Below are 15,682 nucleotides of genomic sequence, written 5' to 3'. Positions count from 1 at the left end.
GGGCCGCGATCGGTGCGAGGAAGCGGGGGAGGGCGGGTAGCGTGTCGCGCGTGCCAGCACATTCCGGAGAAGAGCCCGGTGAACATCGCGGTGAAGACCCGAGCCGCCCGCCCGGCTCCGAGCCCGAAGCCGAGCCCGCGCCGGCCACCCCCGGGGACACTTCCGGCGATGCCGGCGGTGACACCGCCAAGGAGACCGGCAGGGACACCTCCAGCCGGATGTCCCGGGTCGGCCCGCGGCTGCGCGAACTGCGCCTGGCACAGGGGCTGACTCTGGTCCAGGTGGCCGGCGCCGCCGGCGTGACCAAGGGCTTCCTGAGCCTGGCCGAGCGCGGCAAGGCATCGGTGTCGGTACCGACCCTGCTGCGCATCTGCGACGCGGTCGGCACGAGCATCGCCGCCCTGTTCGACTATCCCGACCAGGACGTGGTGCGCAGCGGCATCGGTGCGCCGCTGGAGATGGGCGGCATCGGGATCGAGGAGTTCCTGCTGACCCCGGCGGACGAGACCCATGTGCAGGTGATGCGTACCGTGCTGAGCCCTGGCGGCGGTTCCGGCGGCGCGTACACGCTGGAGGCCGAGACGGTGTTCGCGTACATGGTCCGCGGCAGCCTGGAACTGACCGTCGACGGCACCGTGCGACACCTGGGAGCGGGCGACTCGACCACGTTCTCCGCGCGGCTGGAACACGGATGGACGAATCCGGGCGAGATCGAGGCCGAGGTGTTGTGGTCGATCGCGCCGGCGCTGCCGCGACACGTGACGAAGCTGCGACCGCACCGTTAATCACCGGTTGCCGACCGGTTGCCGACCGGTTGCCGACCGGTGTCGACCGGGTGCGGACCCGGTGTGGCCGACTGTCCGACCGGTGGGGACCGCGAGCGGCTCCGATGTCCGTCGGATGTGGGCCACTTCGCCCGATTCCACATCGACGTCGGCGTCACGCCGCCGCCGGGGGTTTCTATGCTTGCCGCGTGACCGACCCCAATGACCTCGATGTCCGACCGGCGTTCTCGCCGTCCGCAGCCGCCTCTGCCCGGGGGGTGATGGCGCTAACCTGCGAGCGTGTGGCCGCGACATTGGCTTCGTACGAGCTGCGGGTACTGCCGTCGACCGTGGCCCAGTGGGAAGCCGGTACGGAGCGCCCGAACGAAGCCGAACTGCTCGCCCTCGCCAAGTCCTTGGTCGTTCCCGTGAGCCAACTCATGGGCGGCCGACCGACCAACCTCCAGGACCACCGGATCGCGGCCGGCCTCACCCGCGCCGAGCTCGCCAAGCGGGTCCGGATGAAGGAGCTCGGCTACACCCGACTCGAACGGGCGAACAAGTGGCGGGCCGACGAGGAGCGGACCGGCTTCCTGGTCCGCGCGCTCGGCCTGTCGATGCGCGACCTCGCCGAGGTGTCCGGGGTGGGCCCGGAACTGGAGACCCTGCTCGCCGAGGCCGTGGTGGGCCGCTGGAAGACCCAACTGCCGGACATCACCCGGCTGATCGGCATGCGCCGCAAACGCATCGGCGAAGTGCTCGAGGCGCTCAGCTCGGTCTTCCCGGAAGGAATGGACGTGGCCGACGTGCCGCGTGCCGCGGTGGTGGAGCGATTCTGGGGCCTGCTCGGCGACCCGGTCGCCGACCCCGGTGCCCCCGGGGTCTGGCTGCTGCAAGGCCGCTTCGCGTAACCCGCCCCGAACCGAACGGTCCTGATGTCTCGTCGGATTCGACGAGGCATCAGGACCGGGGTTCGTTCCGGCTCACCCGGTCACCCGGTCACCCGGGCGCGCCCACCGCTTGTGCTCCCGCACGTCCCGCACGTGCCGCCCGAACTACACGGGCACGCTGACCAACGTCCCGCCGTCCGAGGTGCGCACGTCGAAACGGGCGAGTTGCTCCTTGGGCGTCCAGATGCCGGTCTGCACCACCAGCGGCGCCTCCGAGCCCGGCACGCCGTAGCCCTTGGCCGGTACGCTCCAGCTCGAGATCTGCTGCTCCTTGCCGTTCTTGTCCACCGCGATCAGCGAACACCGCAGCGGACCGCGCACGTTCCGCAGTTCGAGCGCGAGGTTGGTGCCCCAGGCCTTGCCCTCCAGCGCGACCTGTGCGGCCGCGCCGGTGGTCGGATCGCTCGCCCGAACGCTCGTGCCGTTCTTGGTGATGGCCTTGATCGGGTCGAACGGCAGCTCCTGTGCCGAGGTGGACGAGTCGTCCTTGAGCCAGGTCCGCCCGGTGAGCACGCCCGCGCCCAGGCCGATCACGAGCAGGGCGACGCACGCGGCGACCAGCAGGGACCATCGGGGTCCGCGCCGGGCGGCTCGACGCGCGGCCAATTCGTCCACGGGGCCGGACCCGGCGGCCGGAGCGACGGTCGGCGCGGCGGTGGGTGCCGCGGGCGGAGCCGTCACCGGACTACCGGTCGGTTCCGAAACCGGCGTCAGGTCCGGTCCGGGTGCCCGCGCGGCGTGCGCCGGCGGTGCGGCCGCGGCCGGCGCGGACGGTTCGGGCCGATCGCGCGGCTCCGGTAGTTCGTACACACCCTCGTCGCGCAGCTCGGTCAGCAGCGTGGCCATGCCGGAGAAGTCGGCCAGCTCGTCGAGACACCGGTCGCACGTGGCCAGGTGCTCCTCGAACGCGTCCCGGTCCGCCGGCTCCAGCAGGCCGAGGGCATACGCGGCGATATCCGCGTGTTCGGGTTGGACGCTCATGCCGACACCCCCCTCTCCTCCAGGACGACCCGCAGGGCGCGCAGCGCGTAGTACACGCGCGACTTCGCCGTACCCGCCGGGATGCCGAGTACGTCGGCCGCCTGATTGACAGTACGGTCGCGGAAGAACGTTTCGATCAAAATTTCCCGGTGCGATGTGGAGAGGGCGTCCAACGCGTCCCCGACCACCACCGAACGCAGCAGGCGATCGACCTCGTCGCCGGTGGGCAGCGCGGCCAACGGCTCGTCGCCGACCTCCGGCGGTCGGGCCGCGCGGGCCCGCTGTTCGTCGATGACGAGTCGGCGGGCGACGGTGACCAGCCACGGCAGCAGCGGCGCGGCGGGATCCAGCTTCGCGCGGTTGCGCCAGGCCCGGACCAGCACCTCCTGCACACTGTCCTCGGCGCGCTGGCGATCGCCGCCGTTCAGCCGCGAGACGACCGCGAGCAACGGCCGCGAGTACTCGCGATAGAGCATCGTGACGAACTTGGTCTCCTCGTCGGAGCCCGGCGGGTCGGAACCCGACGGGCTCGAACCCGGTACGTCCACATCGGACACCCCGACCGGCCTCCTCACCCCGTAGACGAGATCCGTATCCCGAAACAGGCAACACCCTAGGGGGCTCGTGTGGCTCGTTCGGCCCGGACCGGGGACCGGGTGGTCGGTGTGGGTCCGGTCGGCACCGATTTCGCACTGTTCGCCTGCTCGCGGGGACAGGATGGAGTCAATTCCTCCATCCAACGTGTTGGATGAGATTTCGGATGCGGTGGGGACTGAGGGACATGCCCTGGGTGGGCCCGCCGGTTCGGTGAGCCCACCTGGCGTGGCGGGCCGCTCGGATGCCGAGGGTCCGCGGAGGGTGGCAAGGGCGATCACGCGCGGCAGCCGGACGTGACCAGGGTCGTCCGTGCCCGTCATAAGTCGGGTATCGGTGCGGCGTGGTTGATCCGGGTGGCGGATCCCACCACCGTCGGATTCTGTGAGCCTCGGATTCCGGGGGTCCCAGGATTCCGGTGCGCGACATTCGGGGGGCGGCATTCCGGGGATTCCCGGAGTGCTCGGTTTCCCGATGCCGACGTTTCCTCGACGGAGGTTCTCCGCGCCGAAGCCGGGAGGACGCACGCGCGTGCGGGATTCTTGCGGTGGCGGTCCATGGATGGGGACCGGCAATCGGCTTCGCCCGGGCGCCGATACGGGTATTCGGTGGACCCGTGCGCGGATCGGGCCGGGTCGGGCGCCGATCGAGTTCTCGATCCGCGTCCCGGGTAGCCGTTTTCGACCGAGCCCGAGCATACCCTCCGCCTGGAATACGGTGAACGGTGAACGGGAGCCCGGCGTCGTGGGTGCGCCTCCTCGCGGGGAATTCGGCGAATCGCGGAAAGCCGGGCACAGGTGCCTTCGCGACGATGCCCGGCCGGGCGGCCCGTCGGTACCGGCACCGACGAAGGGTGTCCCGTCGACGGGACTCAACCCGGACGAACCGTCCGCCGGGCGTGCGCAGTTCCCGCGCGGCGACCCCGCGGCACCGGCACCGCGCCCGCGCGCCGCCGGCTTGCTCAGCCGCGCAGTTCGAGCGTGCAGCACTTGGCGTTGCCGCCGGCCTTGAGCAGTTCGGTGAGGTCGATTCCGATCGGGACGAAGCCGCGCTCGCGCAGTTGCGAGCCGGCGAGCTCGACGGCCCGCTCCGGCATGAGTACGTGTCGCCCGTCGGACAGCGCGTTGAGCCCGAAGACGGCGGCGGTGGGTTCATCGGCCAGGATCGCGTCCGGGAATCGCTCGGCCAGCAGGCGTTGGCTGTCCGGGGCGAACGCCTTGGGGTAGTACATGATCTCGCCCGGCCCGAGCACCGCGAGCGCGGTGTCCAGGTGGTAGAAGCGCGGGTCGACCAGGGTCAGGCCGACCACCGGGATGCCGAAGAACTCGCGGGCCTCGTCGTGCGCGCGCAGGTCGCTGCGGAAGCCGCAGCCGGCCAGGATTTCGCTTCCGGTGTACAGGAAGTCGCCCTCGCCCTCGTTGATGTACTCGGCCTGGTGCACCTGCGACCAGCCGGCGGTGCGGAACCAGTCGAGGTATGCCGGGGCTTCGTCGGCGCGCTGCGCGTGGCGGAATCGCGCGACGAGCACCTTGCCGTCGATGACGGTCGCGCCGTTGGCCGCGAACACCATGTCGGGCAGTCCGGGCACCGGCTCGATCAGCGCGACGTCGTGTCCGAGTGCCACGTAGGCGTCGTGGAGCTGCTTCCACTGGGCCAGGCCGGTGTCCGCCGAGGTGGGCACACTCGGATCCATCCACGGATTGATCGCATAGGTGACGTCGAAATAGGTCGGCCGGCACATCAGGAAACGTCGCGACCGAGCCGTACGGTTGTTGTTCGATATTTGTTCAACGTTTGTCTGGGCCACCTTGATTCCCTTGTTCTCCGTGGTTGTGTCCGGGGCGAAATCAATTCCGGTGCGAAACGGTGCGTTCCACCGGGCGAAAAACGGCGTGCGCATGATGCGCGCAGGCCGACAACGAGCGGGATTGCCGCCGACCGAAGCTAGCACGAGGTGTGGGCGCGTCTCGTCCCGTCGACGGGACAGCAGCGCCGACCTCCCGGTGCCACGAGAGCGCCATAGATATTCATCACTGGCGATCGATAATCGCAATTTCCGGTGCGCCGGTCCCGCGTAATGCCAACGATTCCGATGCCCGGCGCGGATGCAATTGCCCGGCGAGCATCGCGGGATCGAACCCACGCGGCAAATCGACCACCCGAGGTATGAGCTCGCGCCGGCCGCCGGGGTGGAGGGGCGGGGAGGTACCCGCGTCGGCCGATCGCCTCGCGCCGCCGCCGGTCTCCGACCGCGACGGCTCGAGTGCTGCCCGCGGCCGTCGCCGGGGCAGCCCGCGAACCGGCCCCGGGATCGGGGGAGTCGAGGCTGCGCGGGATCGACCCGGCTCGGTGGTGCCCACGCCGGCGCATCGGATGTTCGATCGCGTGGCGCACGCGCCGCCGGCGGCCGGGCGACTCCGGCGAACGGGCCACCCGCACGAACCGCCCGCCGCCCCCGAACCCGCCGAGAAGGATGCCGGAACGTAGTCGGACTCAACCTCACAGCATCGAACCGCCGGCTCTCGACCCTGCTCCGGAGCACCCATCCACCCCGATCCCGCGTGGCCGAATCGCAGCGCTCGCCGCGCCGCGACGGGTTGCCGATCCGGGCGCAGAGCGGGTCCTGGTGAAATCCATCCGGATGGCCGGAGGTATTCCGAGCCCGGCTTCGCTATGAATGCGCGGTGGCTTCCGGCTATCCATGCCGTTAGGACGGCGTCAAGACGCGTGAGTAGCCGAGCCGGAACAGATGAATACCTCTATAGTGACCGCCCCCGTGAAACCCGGCCGACTCGAACCCCGACCGGAACAGGGACCGACACCGCCGGTGTGTAGGCTCTTTTCCGTGGCCGGTCGAGGGCACGACATGGTTGGACGGTTATTTCTCGCCGGTGTCGGAATGGCGGGGCCGACTACCGAGCGGTTGCGCTCGGTGTCGCTCCGAAACAATTAGCGGCCGATTCCTTGATTTCCGGCAGTTGCTGGGATCTACTCGGGTAGGCCTTCGAAGAGAACCACTTTGAATGTGGATCTTCAGGTGTCGGCAGGGTGTGACGCCGACAGCCGCAACGCCAACGGGGATCTGTAAAGAGGCGAACGGGGCGAGTCGTTGATGCGCACATTCGTACATATGTCGACCTTGTCCGGCTGTGCGACCGCGATGGTCGTGCGGTATCGCCGCGCGCTTCCGAAGTCCGTGTCGCCGATCGCCCGACCGGGAGTGATCCGAGGGAGATCGGCGGAGTCGGCCGTGCGGGCACGGTGGACGATCGAATGCATATCGGATATGTCTGGCATACCCCCGTGGCAACGAGCTGCGCAGTAGCAGCAGCGAATGGCGCAAAATTCGCTTGTTCGAGCGTGCACTCACATGGAGGCATGGTGGCGAATCAAACCAGAAGTCACGAAAGTGCAAGGGATACACAACTTCGTTCGGGTCCCGGGATTGTGGCCCGACCGCGAAGGGTCGCCGGAGAGAATCCGCATTGCGGCCGTCTGCTCACGACGAAAGTGGGTCTGCAAATACCTGCAGATATCACCTTCGAGGACTGGGAGCAGGCCGGACGCAAGCTTTCCGGAATCTTGGATTCCTCTTCGTGGTGGCTCGGCGACTGGCTTGTGTATGGAAAGGACCATTACACAGACCTGTATCAACGAGGGATACGTGCCGCGGGATTAAGCTATCAGACGCTAAGGAATTATGCGTGGGTATCGCGACGATTCGAATTCGATCGCAGGCGGTCGGCTCTGAGTTTTCAGCATCATGCGGAGTTGGCCTCGCTTCCCGTTGCCGAACAGGAACTGTGGCTGGACCGTGCCGAACAGATGAAGTGGACCACCAAGCAGTTGCGCAACGCTATCCGAGATGCGCGGGCGGACGAAGTGCGCGACGGTCGTCAAACCGAGGTGACGCGCCGGCTCGCGGTGCCCGGTGATCGCATCCGCTGGTGGCACAAGGCCGCGGAACAATCGGGGATCGACTTCGAGCAATGGGTGCTCGCCACGCTCGACCACGCCGCCGAGCGGGTCCTGGAGGACGTCCAGGAGCAGGCCGGTGTGAGCGTGTGACGCTTCGGCGGTGCCGAAGCGGTGAGGCGGCAAGGCGGTAGGGCGGTAGGGAGTACGCCGGCATCGGCGTGCGGTAGGGCGCCATCGCAGGATCCGAGTGGCTCGGGGCGACTCGGTCGGTGGCGACCTCGGGGCCCGTGCTCACGACCGAGCGCGGGCCCATCGGCGTGGTTTCGTCCGGGTCAGGGCAACCGGCTCATCATCGCGGCCGTCTCGCGATGCCGGGTGCACTCGCGCCCGTCGAACGAGCGCAGCACCCGGTCGCGTATCTCGGCCGGTTGCTCCTGGCTGAGCTTGAACATGCCGTCGGCCCGGGAGACCCGGATCCGGAACGCGCCCACGGCGGGCACGATCTTGCGGAAGTAGTCGACCGACTCGGACATGTCCCACGCGTTGCCGAACTCGTCCTCGAAGGCCCGCACGGTGGATTGCACGACGCCGAGGGTCTCCTCCAGCGAATCGATCTTGTCTACCGTGCCGCGGACGTGCACGGAGGTGAAATTCCAGGTGGGCGCGGCCGGGGTGGTCTCGTACACGGTCGGCGAGACGTACGCGTGCGGGCCGGTGAAGGTCAGCAGCACGGTGTCGCCGGTGGTCAGCGCGCCCCAATGCGGATTCGCCCGGTTCATGTGGCCCAGCAATGTCGCGCCGGACAGGTCATCGGTCCATTCGTCGGTCATCTCCGGGTCGGGAATGATCGGCAGATGCGTGGCGAAAGGGCCGTCCGTGGCGGTGCCGTTCAGCACCAGGAGTGCCAATGGATTTCTGCGGATCAGCTCGACCATCCACGAACCGTCCGGTTCGCGATACTGCTTGGGAACGAACATGCGGAACTCACCCTTTCGGTGACCTGGTGCGGCGCACGGCTCCACGCGAGGAAGCCGGCGGTCCGGGCGCGCGCGGGCACGGTCGCGTCGACGGTCGGACCGAAGTGTTGTCCCGTCGGCAGGACGGCGTACCCGGCTGTATTGCGGACCGAGCCCTTGAAAGGCGTGCCCGGCCCCCTTAAGTTGAAGCTGCGGTGCCCCCCGGCGCAATACCGAATGCGTTTCTCCCGGACGGCCGGTCGAGAGATATGGGATCATAGGGCACGTTCGACGAATTCCATCCCGAATCCACGACCGGCGTTTTCTGTCGGTTCCGTGACGACTCGTCGAAGATACGGAAGTCCCTGTCGCCGCCACGCTAGCGGGAGAGTTTTCTATGGGCACTTTTGCACGCGAAATCTACGACGTGGTGGGCATCGGATTCGGCCCGTCCAATCTGTCGCTGGCCATTGCCTTGGACGAGTATCGAGCCGAGGCACCGGGTGATCGGGCCGAGCCGGCGGCGATGTTCTTCGAGCGACAGCCCGCGTTCGGCTGGCACCGCAATATGCTGTTGCCCGCGACGACCATGCAGATCTCCTTCATGAAGGATCTGGCGACCTTCCGCAATCCGGTGTCGCGATTCAGCTTCGTGTCGTATCTGCACGCCTCGGACCGGCTCGCACAGTTCGTCAACAATCAGGATTTCTTTCCGACCCGCCAGGAGTTCCACCAGTACCTGGAATGGGCCGCGACCGGCTTCACCGACCGGGTTCGCTACGGCTCGGAGGTCACCGGGATCCGGGTGCCGGCGGCGGCGAAGGCCGGGGCCGCGGCCGACCATGTGCAACTCGAGATCCGCAGCGGCTCCGCGACCAGGGTGGTCGACGCGCGCAACGTGGCCATCTCGACCGGCCTGGTACCGCGCATGCCCAAGGGCGTGCTGCGCGACGAACGGGTCTGGCACAGCTCGGAGTTCCTGGAGAAGTACAGCCGGATGAAGCCGTCCGACCTGAGGTCGGTGGCGGTGGTCGGCGCGGGGCAGAGCGCGGCCGAGATCACCCGGTTCCTCTACGACGAGCTGCCGGACGCGCAGGTGTTCTCGATCATCCCGTCCTACGGCTACTGCGTCGCGGACGACACCCCCTTCGCGAACCAGATCTTCGACCCGGGCGCGGTGGACACCTACTACTTCGGGACGGACCGCTCCAGAGAGGCGTTCTGGCACTACCACCGGAACACCAACTACTCGGTGGTCGACGACGAGGTGATCCGTGACCTGTACCGGCGTTCGTACGACGAAGAGGTGCGTGGCCTCCGGCGGTTGCACTTCCTCAACCTGACCCGGGTCGACCAGGTCAAGCGGGCCGGTGACGAGACGCGGGTGTCGCTGCTGTCGCTGCCGGCCGACGAGTCCCGGGAACTGGACGTGGACGCGATCGTGTTCGCCACCGGCTACGACGCCATGGAGCCGACCACGCTGCTCGGCGACCTGGACCGGCACTGCCTGCGCGACGAGACCGGCCGATACCGGGTGACTCGGGACTACCGGCTGGTCACCACGCCCGAACTGGCCTGTGGCATCTACCTCCAGGGCGGCACCGAACACACCCACGGGCTGACGTCGTCACTGCTGTCGAACATCGCGGTCCGCAGCGGTGAGATCGCCGAATCCATCATGAGCCGGCGCCCCGAGCCGGAACCGGAACCGCCACTTCCGTCGGTGGTCGCCGGGGAGACCGGGTGACCCCTCCACCCGACGAGCGGCCCGTCGGCACCGCCGGCGGGCCGCTCGTGCCCGGGGCCGGCCCCGGGTCGGTCGGACGGTGGCGGCTAGGACACGCCTTGGGGCTTGATGCCGACCGCGCCGTAGCCCCAGACGTTCTCGACCGTGTCGAGGGGGTGGTCCGGTTCGGCGTCGGGATTCCAGTGGGTGCGCAGGCCGGGTTCGACCAGGTCGAACCCGGCGAACATGGCCAGGATGTCGTCGTATCGGCGCATGGTCATCTCGGCGGAGGCGTTCTTCCACCCGTCGGCACCCTTGCGGCCCTGGTTCGGGTTGGCGTCGAAGGACGCGTGCGAGAGCAGGAGCATGCTGCCGGCGGGCAGGGCGTCGCGCAGCCGGGCGACGATCTCGTGCGGCTTCTCGTCGTCCCGGATGAAGTGCAGGATGGCGACCAGCATCAGCGCGACCGGCTCGCCGAAGTCGATCACCTCCAGCACCTCGGGCGCGGTCAGGATGTCCTCGGGCGCGCGCAGATCGGCCTGGGTGAAGGTGATCCGGCCCGGGCCGGCGTCGGTCATCAACGCCCGTCCGTGCACCAGCACGATCGGATCGTTGTCCACGTAGGCGACCCGGGCGTCCGGGGCGATCTCGTGGGCCGCCTCGTGGGTGTTGCCGGCCGTGGGGATGCCGGTGCCGATGTCCAGGAATTGGCGGATGCCGCGGCGTGCCGCGTAGCGCACCGCGCGGCGCAGGAAGAGCCGGTTGAGTTGCAGGGTGACCGGCAGATCGGGGATCGCGGCGACGATCGCGTCCGCCGTCGCGCGGTCGACCGCGAAGTTGTTCTTGCCGCCCAGCAGATAGTCGTAGATCCGGGCGGTGTGCGGGATGCTCGTGTCGATCCGAGCCGGCAGCCGACTCTCCACCTCGTCGAGTCGAGGCAACCGCCAGGCCTTCTCGTCGCCGTCCCCCGCGTTCCCCGCCGGTATGGATGTCACGTCCGCCTGCCTCCGCAGTACCGATTCCCTACGTTCGCCGACTGTACTGGGGGCATTCGTGGTTTGGGCCGGCGACGTAGGGCTGTCGAGGAATCGGTACACATCCGAAGTCGTCGGACAACCGACCGGCTCGTACCGGGAATCGGGTCGGTGCCGGCGGTCCGCGCCGTGACGCGGACCGCCGGCCGATGTCCGCCGAACTACTCGGGCTTGCCCTCGGCGACCCAGCGGGCGAACGCCTCCACCCGCTCCGCCGGCCAGGCGCCGTCACACGGCATCGTGCCCTGGCGCAGCCGGGCCAGGATCGCCTCGGCGTGCGTGCTGACGTCGGCGTGTGCCCACAGGTCGAACATGAAACTCATCGACTTGCGGTCCATCTCCCGGAACAAGGGCCTGATGTGCTCGTCGAAGCCGATCGGTTGATCCGCGGTCGGCAGGGACATGTCGGTCGTCTCCTGTTTCGGGGGTGGTGCCAGTGCCGACACCCGGGCGCCCGGGGTGGCGCCGCAGACCCACCACCAGCGCGGTACGGGCATGTGGGCCGGCGGGCGGGCGCCGGGTTGGGAGTTCTCCACCGCGATCCGCGAACCCCACTCGACGTAGCCGGCGAACGCGGCGCGGAACTCGGCGTCGGTGGGCAGGCCCGCGTCGTTCGCCGCGAGACTGATCAACTGCGCCCAGCGGGCTCGCCATTCCTCCTTGAGCGCCTTGCCGGCGTGCTCGCCGACCATGTGGTCGTAGCCGCCGTAGCGCTCGCTGTACAGCTTGGGACCGCCGAAGGTCTCGACCAGCCAGGCCGCCACCCGTTCCGGGTGATCCGGCGCCATCCGGGCGAACAGCGGTGCCAGCAGGGGGTCTTGCGGGACGTACCTGTCGTAGAAGATGTGCGTCATCCGGGTCAGCGCGGGCAGCCCGCCGGCCCATTCGTAGAGCGTGGGTTCGGCGGAGGGCGGCGGGTCGGCGAAGTCGACGTACCAGTGCATTCCGCTGCAGAACGGCTTGTTGCGCGAATGGCCGCACCGGCACAGGCTGTAGCGCTCGGTCGGCGCGCCCGGGCCGCGCGGCTCCGGTTCGCCGTCGGCGCCGACCAACGGGATGCCGCCGGTGACCCGGTACGGGCCGTTCAGCGATACCTCGATCGCCGGTTCGCGCTGCTGCGACGGCGGTTCGTGCCCGTCGAGCAGGTAGTCCAGGGCGCCGGACGGGCAGGCCCGGACGGTCCGCACGATCTCGTCCATCCGGCCGCCGGACGGCGCCACGAACGGCTCCTCCTTCTGCCGGAACACCGAGGAGAGCCGGTCGGTGCACAGGCCCGAGTGCGCGCACAGGCCCCGGTTGTCGGTCACTTCGACCGGGTTGCCCGGGTGGGTGCGGCGCTCGTCGGGCACCCGGCCCGGATCCTTGGCACCGCTGAAGCCGATTCGGGCGTGGCTGCCGTCGCACAGCGGCTTGGTCGCCGACTCGCCGCAGCGGCACAGCGCGGTCTGCGGCAGCACCGGGATCGGTTCGCCGAGCCGGTCGGTGACGTGGGTCGCATTGGTGACCAGATACGGTCCGTCCGGCGCGACCTGGATGCGGGTCGGCAGTTCGCCCTGGATCTCGGTGAACTCGGCGACCAGGGCGGCACGTTCGGCGTCACCGTCGGTGAACAGCCAGGCCAGGTGTTGCAGCGCCGCCGCGGCCTCGACCAGGCCGGTGGGCGGTTCGGGGCTGATCTGTGCGCGCAACCGGGTCACTTCCGAGGCGAGTTCCCGGACCGGGCCGACCGGATCCCAGTCGGTGTCGGCGGGAGCGCCGGCGGCGCGCGGCTCGCTCGGCTGAGGTCCGGCGGTATCCCCGCCCATCTCGATCAGCGCCTCGGTCATCGGCCGGAGCACGGTGTCGCGCAGCGGGTCGCCCGCGTCGGCGTCGGTCATCCGCCGGGTGAGTTCGCGGTCGAGGACACGTGCCCGGATCAGCAGCGACCGCAGCCGGGCCTGGGTCGGCGCGCCGGTCACGGCGTGCAACCGATGCGTCGGCCCGACGGGATGATGGGACGGTTGAACACGATGGTCACGCTCGCTACCCCTGTCTCGGTGCGGTGCTGATTCAATACAATACAGGAGTGTATTGAAATGGAAAGTGCCAGTCGCGGTTCCGGTCGCGCCCGGGACAGCGCGATCGACGCCCGGATCCTGGCCGTGGCGGGACGCCATCTGGCCCGGGACGGGTACGCCGGGATGTCGCTCGCGGCCGTCGCCCAGGAGGCGGGTACCACCCGCCAGGCGCTGTATCGCCGCTGGCCCGGCAAGGCCGAGCTAGCCGCGGCGGTGGTCGCCGCGCTGGCCGAGGAGGACCGCACCGACGTCGCCGCGGACAATCCGTTCACCACGCTGGTGGCCGAGCTGACCGACTTCCAGCGGGGGGTCTCGAAGTCCGGCCGGCTCTCGCTGGTCGGCACGATGCTCCAGGACACCACCGACCCGGACCTGCGTGCCCGCTACCGGGCCCGGGTGATCGCGCCGCGGCGGGCCCGCCTGTTGTCCGCGCTGGAGTCGGCCCGCCGACAGGGCCACCTCGCCGCCGACGCGGACCTGGAGATCGCGCTGACCATGTGCACCGGCGCCTGGTACGCCCGCGAACTCGCGGGCGCCCCGATCCCGTCGAACTGGCCGTACCGCACCGCGTCCCTCCTCTGGCGCGCCCTCGGCGGCACGATCCCGGCGGGAACCGCACCCCCGCACCCCCCGAATCCCCAGCGGGACTCGCCGACGGATCCGGCGTAGGGCCGACCGGGCCGACCGGGGTCGACCGGCCCGGCGGACGCGGTGCCGGTGGCGGGGGTGAGGCCGGCGCGCACGCTCGACACGGCACGGCACGCCGAGCGACCTCCGGATCGGCACATCCGAGTGCGGGGACCGGAGTGCGGCCACGACCGCCCACAGGGTCCGCTCCAGCGCGCGGGTGTACGCACCCGCCCGACGCGCGGCGTCCGGATCGGCGGCGACATCGAACAGCGTGCCGAGGATCGCCACGCCCAGCGTCGCGCCGAGTTGCCGGTGGCGTTCAGTACGCCGGACGCGGAACCGGGCTCGTGTTGCCCCGGGACCGCTTCCCGACCCTGACCGCGCTCAAGCGGCACATGACCAGCGGCGGACGGGTTGGACCGCGTCGAGTTCGGTCTGGACGTCTTCATCCGCGGCCTGGCCGACACCCCCGCCCCTGACCCGCCGCCGGCACCTCAGCCGGCGGCGGGCGCCGATGGTGGCCGGAAGGGCGGACACGCGGGTGTCGGCGTGGCGGAGAGCCACTCGGGTCGGGTGCGGGTGAGTGCCCGGTCGCGGAGCCATCGGGTGATGTCGGCGAAGGCCCGGGCGGCGGCGAGGGGGGTGTCGTGTTCGCTGGACGAGTCGGCGACAGGGTGGCCGGCGCAGTCGGCCGGTGCCGGGCAGTACCGGGTGATGTCGGCGTCGACGACCCATGGTGGGCCCCAGCGCAGGTCGAACCCGCAGCGGCGAGGGAAGTAGAGCGCGGCGAGAAAGATGACGCCGCCGGGGAGTTCGAGTACGCCCTGCACGCTCGCCAGGGTCACGTCCGTCAGGCGTTGGCACTCGTAGCGCACGGACGCCGAGACGCCGACGTGCACGCCGAGCGCGCGCACGTGCGCGTCGGCCTCGTCGAGAGCGCGCCGGACGGCCTCGGCCTCGGCACCGCCGACGGCGGGGAACACCCAGGCGGGGTCCCCCGATTCCAGCGAAACCGGCTCGAAGCCGGAGTCGGACTCGAAGACGCCGCCGTCCGGGGCGGGATCCGGGGTCATTCGGCGGGCCGCATTGTCGCCCGGGCGATCGCCCGGTACTCGGTTGCGGTCGCTGCGGCGGGAAGGTCGATCACCGATCGAGCATGCGCGGCACACGCCCGCCTCGGCAACCGATTCCGCCCCACGCGCACCCGGAGCGCCGCCCCACCACGCCCAGTGGCCGGGCCGTTGCCGGCCCCGGGCTCACCCCACCGACGCCGCGTCGGTCCGGGTGGGCGTACCCGGCGACCCGGCCGGCGGCGCGCGGGTAGGAGCAGGCCGGTCGCCGCGCCCGCGCGGGACAGGCTCGCGCCGAGCGCCGAGACCGGGACGAAGCCGTCGGCGAAGGTGGCCGGCGAGGCGGGGCTGCCCGCGCCGGCGGAGATCGCGACGGCGACGGCGATGCCGAACACGCTGCCGAGCCGGCGCATCATGCCGTTGCTCCCGGCCGCGGTGCCGATCTCGGCAGGATCGGCCGCGCCGACTCGGGTTCCGGGTCAGGGGTGCGCGGTCTCCATGGCCGGGCGGAGCCGGCCCAGGAGGGTGTACAGCGCGAGGCGCTCGTCGGTGGTGAGGCCGTCCAGTGCCGCGCGGGTGGTGTGCATCTCGCCGCGGATGCGGCGGATCGTGGCGTGGCCCTCTTCGGTGGCCACCACGTTCTTGACCCGGCGGTCGTTGGGATTGGGCTCGCGGCGCACCAGGCCGCGCGATTCGAGCCGGTCCACGATGCCGGTGACGTTGGAGGCGTCGCACACCAGGCGGTCGGCGAGCCCGCGCATCGGCAGCGGGCGGCGGAGCAGGGAGAGCGTCTTGGCCTGCACCGAGGTCAGGCCGTGCCGGCTGACCACCGCGGCGAAGTCGTGGAAGTACGCGGTGCCCACGGCGGCCATGGCGTCCATGATCTCGGCCGTGCTCGGGGTGCTGGGATCGACGTCGGTGTCCGTGGCGCTGCTCATGGATCCAAGTTAACGCAAAAAGGTTGAGGACTTCAACCTTTGAACTTGACGTAGCAATTTGCGG

At 69.9% G+C, this 15,682-nt stretch carries 14 protein-coding genes; 5 read left to right on the top strand and 9 right to left on the bottom strand.

What is annotated here, in order from left to right:
• Window positions 1-50: 50 nt before the first annotated feature.
• Both ACZ4FV_RS10125 and ACZ4FV_RS10120 read left to right on the top strand, forming a co-directional pair.
• Window positions 51-785, top strand: coding sequence for a helix-turn-helix domain-containing protein (locus ACZ4FV_RS10125; RefSeq protein ID WP_395863683.1), 735 nt, complete (start codon window positions 51-53; stop codon window positions 783-785).
• Window positions 786-1,066: 281 nt separating this feature from the next.
• Window positions 1,067-1,675, top strand: coding sequence for a hypothetical protein (locus tag ACZ4FV_RS10120; protein ID WP_395863685.1), 609 nt, complete (start codon window positions 1,067-1,069; stop codon window positions 1,673-1,675).
• A 144-nt stretch (window positions 1,676-1,819) separates the two neighbouring features.
• On the opposite strand, the gene ACZ4FV_RS10115 is transcribed toward ACZ4FV_RS10120, so the two are convergent.
• The 3 genes from ACZ4FV_RS10115 to ddaH form a co-directional block, all read right to left on the bottom strand.
• A complete protein-coding gene (locus ACZ4FV_RS10115) occupies window positions 1,820-2,695 on the bottom strand; it encodes an anti-sigma factor family protein (protein WP_465322365.1) in 876 nt (291 codons plus the stop codon).
• Window positions 2,692-3,252, bottom strand: a complete 561-nt coding sequence (locus ACZ4FV_RS10110) for a sigma-70 family RNA polymerase sigma factor (RefSeq protein WP_395863689.1) — start codon at window positions 3,250-3,252, stop codon at window positions 2,692-2,694. Before ACZ4FV_RS10110 ends, ACZ4FV_RS10115 begins: the two co-directional genes overlap by 4 nt.
• Before the next feature lie 998 nt (window positions 3,253-4,250).
• The gene (ddaH, locus tag ACZ4FV_RS10105) at window positions 4,251-5,096 is read right to left on the bottom strand and encodes a dimethylargininase (protein WP_465322363.1); all 846 of its coding nucleotides are present in this window, start codon (window positions 5,094-5,096) and stop codon (window positions 4,251-4,253) included.
• Between the two features lie 1,571 nt (window positions 5,097-6,667).
• On the opposite strand from ddaH, the gene ACZ4FV_RS10100 reads away from it, so the two are divergent.
• Window positions 6,668-7,357 (top strand): LmbU family transcriptional regulator, encoded by a 690-nt coding sequence (locus ACZ4FV_RS10100; RefSeq protein WP_402233113.1) that lies wholly within the window; start codon window positions 6,668-6,670, stop codon window positions 7,355-7,357.
• Window positions 7,358-7,539: 182 nt separating this feature from the next.
• Here ACZ4FV_RS10100 and ACZ4FV_RS10095 read toward each other — a convergent pair whose 3' ends face one another.
• The gene (locus tag ACZ4FV_RS10095) at window positions 7,540-8,184 is read right to left on the bottom strand and encodes an FMN-binding negative transcriptional regulator (protein WP_395863695.1); all 645 of its coding nucleotides are present in this window, start codon (window positions 8,182-8,184) and stop codon (window positions 7,540-7,542) included.
• A 376-nt stretch (window positions 8,185-8,560) separates the two neighbouring features.
• On the opposite strand from ACZ4FV_RS10095, the gene ACZ4FV_RS10090 reads away from it, so the two are divergent.
• Window positions 8,561-9,910 (top strand): lysine N(6)-hydroxylase/L-ornithine N(5)-oxygenase family protein, encoded by a 1,350-nt coding sequence (locus ACZ4FV_RS10090; RefSeq protein WP_395863697.1) that lies wholly within the window; start codon window positions 8,561-8,563, stop codon window positions 9,908-9,910.
• An 86-nt stretch (window positions 9,911-9,996) separates the two neighbouring features.
• Here ACZ4FV_RS10090 and ACZ4FV_RS10085 read toward each other — a convergent pair whose 3' ends face one another.
• Entirely contained in the window at window positions 9,997-10,884 is an 888-nt protein-coding gene (locus ACZ4FV_RS10085) for an SAM-dependent methyltransferase (RefSeq protein ID WP_395863699.1), read from the bottom strand.
• A 200-nt stretch (window positions 10,885-11,084) separates the two neighbouring features.
• Window positions 11,085-12,881: a CDGSH iron-sulfur domain-containing protein gene (locus ACZ4FV_RS10080; protein WP_465322360.1), complete on the bottom strand. Its 1,797-nt coding sequence runs from the start codon at window positions 12,879-12,881 to the stop codon at window positions 11,085-11,087.
• A gap of 117 nt (window positions 12,882-12,998) precedes the next feature.
• Between ACZ4FV_RS10080 and ACZ4FV_RS10075 the strand changes: the two genes are divergently transcribed.
• Window positions 12,999-13,649, top strand: coding sequence for a TetR/AcrR family transcriptional regulator (locus ACZ4FV_RS10075; protein ID WP_465322358.1), 651 nt, complete (start codon window positions 12,999-13,001; stop codon window positions 13,647-13,649).
• A 455-nt stretch (window positions 13,650-14,104) separates the two neighbouring features.
• Here ACZ4FV_RS10075 and ACZ4FV_RS10070 read toward each other — a convergent pair whose 3' ends face one another.
• The 3 genes from ACZ4FV_RS10070 to ACZ4FV_RS10060 form a co-directional block, all read right to left on the bottom strand.
• Window positions 14,105-14,683: a hypothetical protein gene (locus tag ACZ4FV_RS10070; RefSeq protein ID WP_465322356.1), complete on the bottom strand. Its 579-nt coding sequence runs from the start codon at window positions 14,681-14,683 to the stop codon at window positions 14,105-14,107.
• Complete coding sequence (locus tag ACZ4FV_RS10065) at window positions 14,680-15,096, bottom strand: hypothetical protein (protein WP_402233103.1); 417 nt, start codon at window positions 15,094-15,096, stop codon at window positions 14,680-14,682. The genes ACZ4FV_RS10070 and ACZ4FV_RS10065 overlap by 4 nt, the downstream gene beginning before the upstream one ends.
• Before the next feature lie 63 nt (window positions 15,097-15,159).
• Window positions 15,160-15,618, bottom strand: coding sequence for a MarR family winged helix-turn-helix transcriptional regulator (locus ACZ4FV_RS10060; protein ID WP_395863709.1), 459 nt, complete (start codon window positions 15,616-15,618; stop codon window positions 15,160-15,162).
• Between the last annotated feature and the right edge of the window lie 64 nt (window positions 15,619-15,682).

Source organism: Embleya sp. NPDC025285, from assembly GCF_055558835.1.
This window is presented reverse-complemented; position numbering and strand designations above follow the sequence as displayed.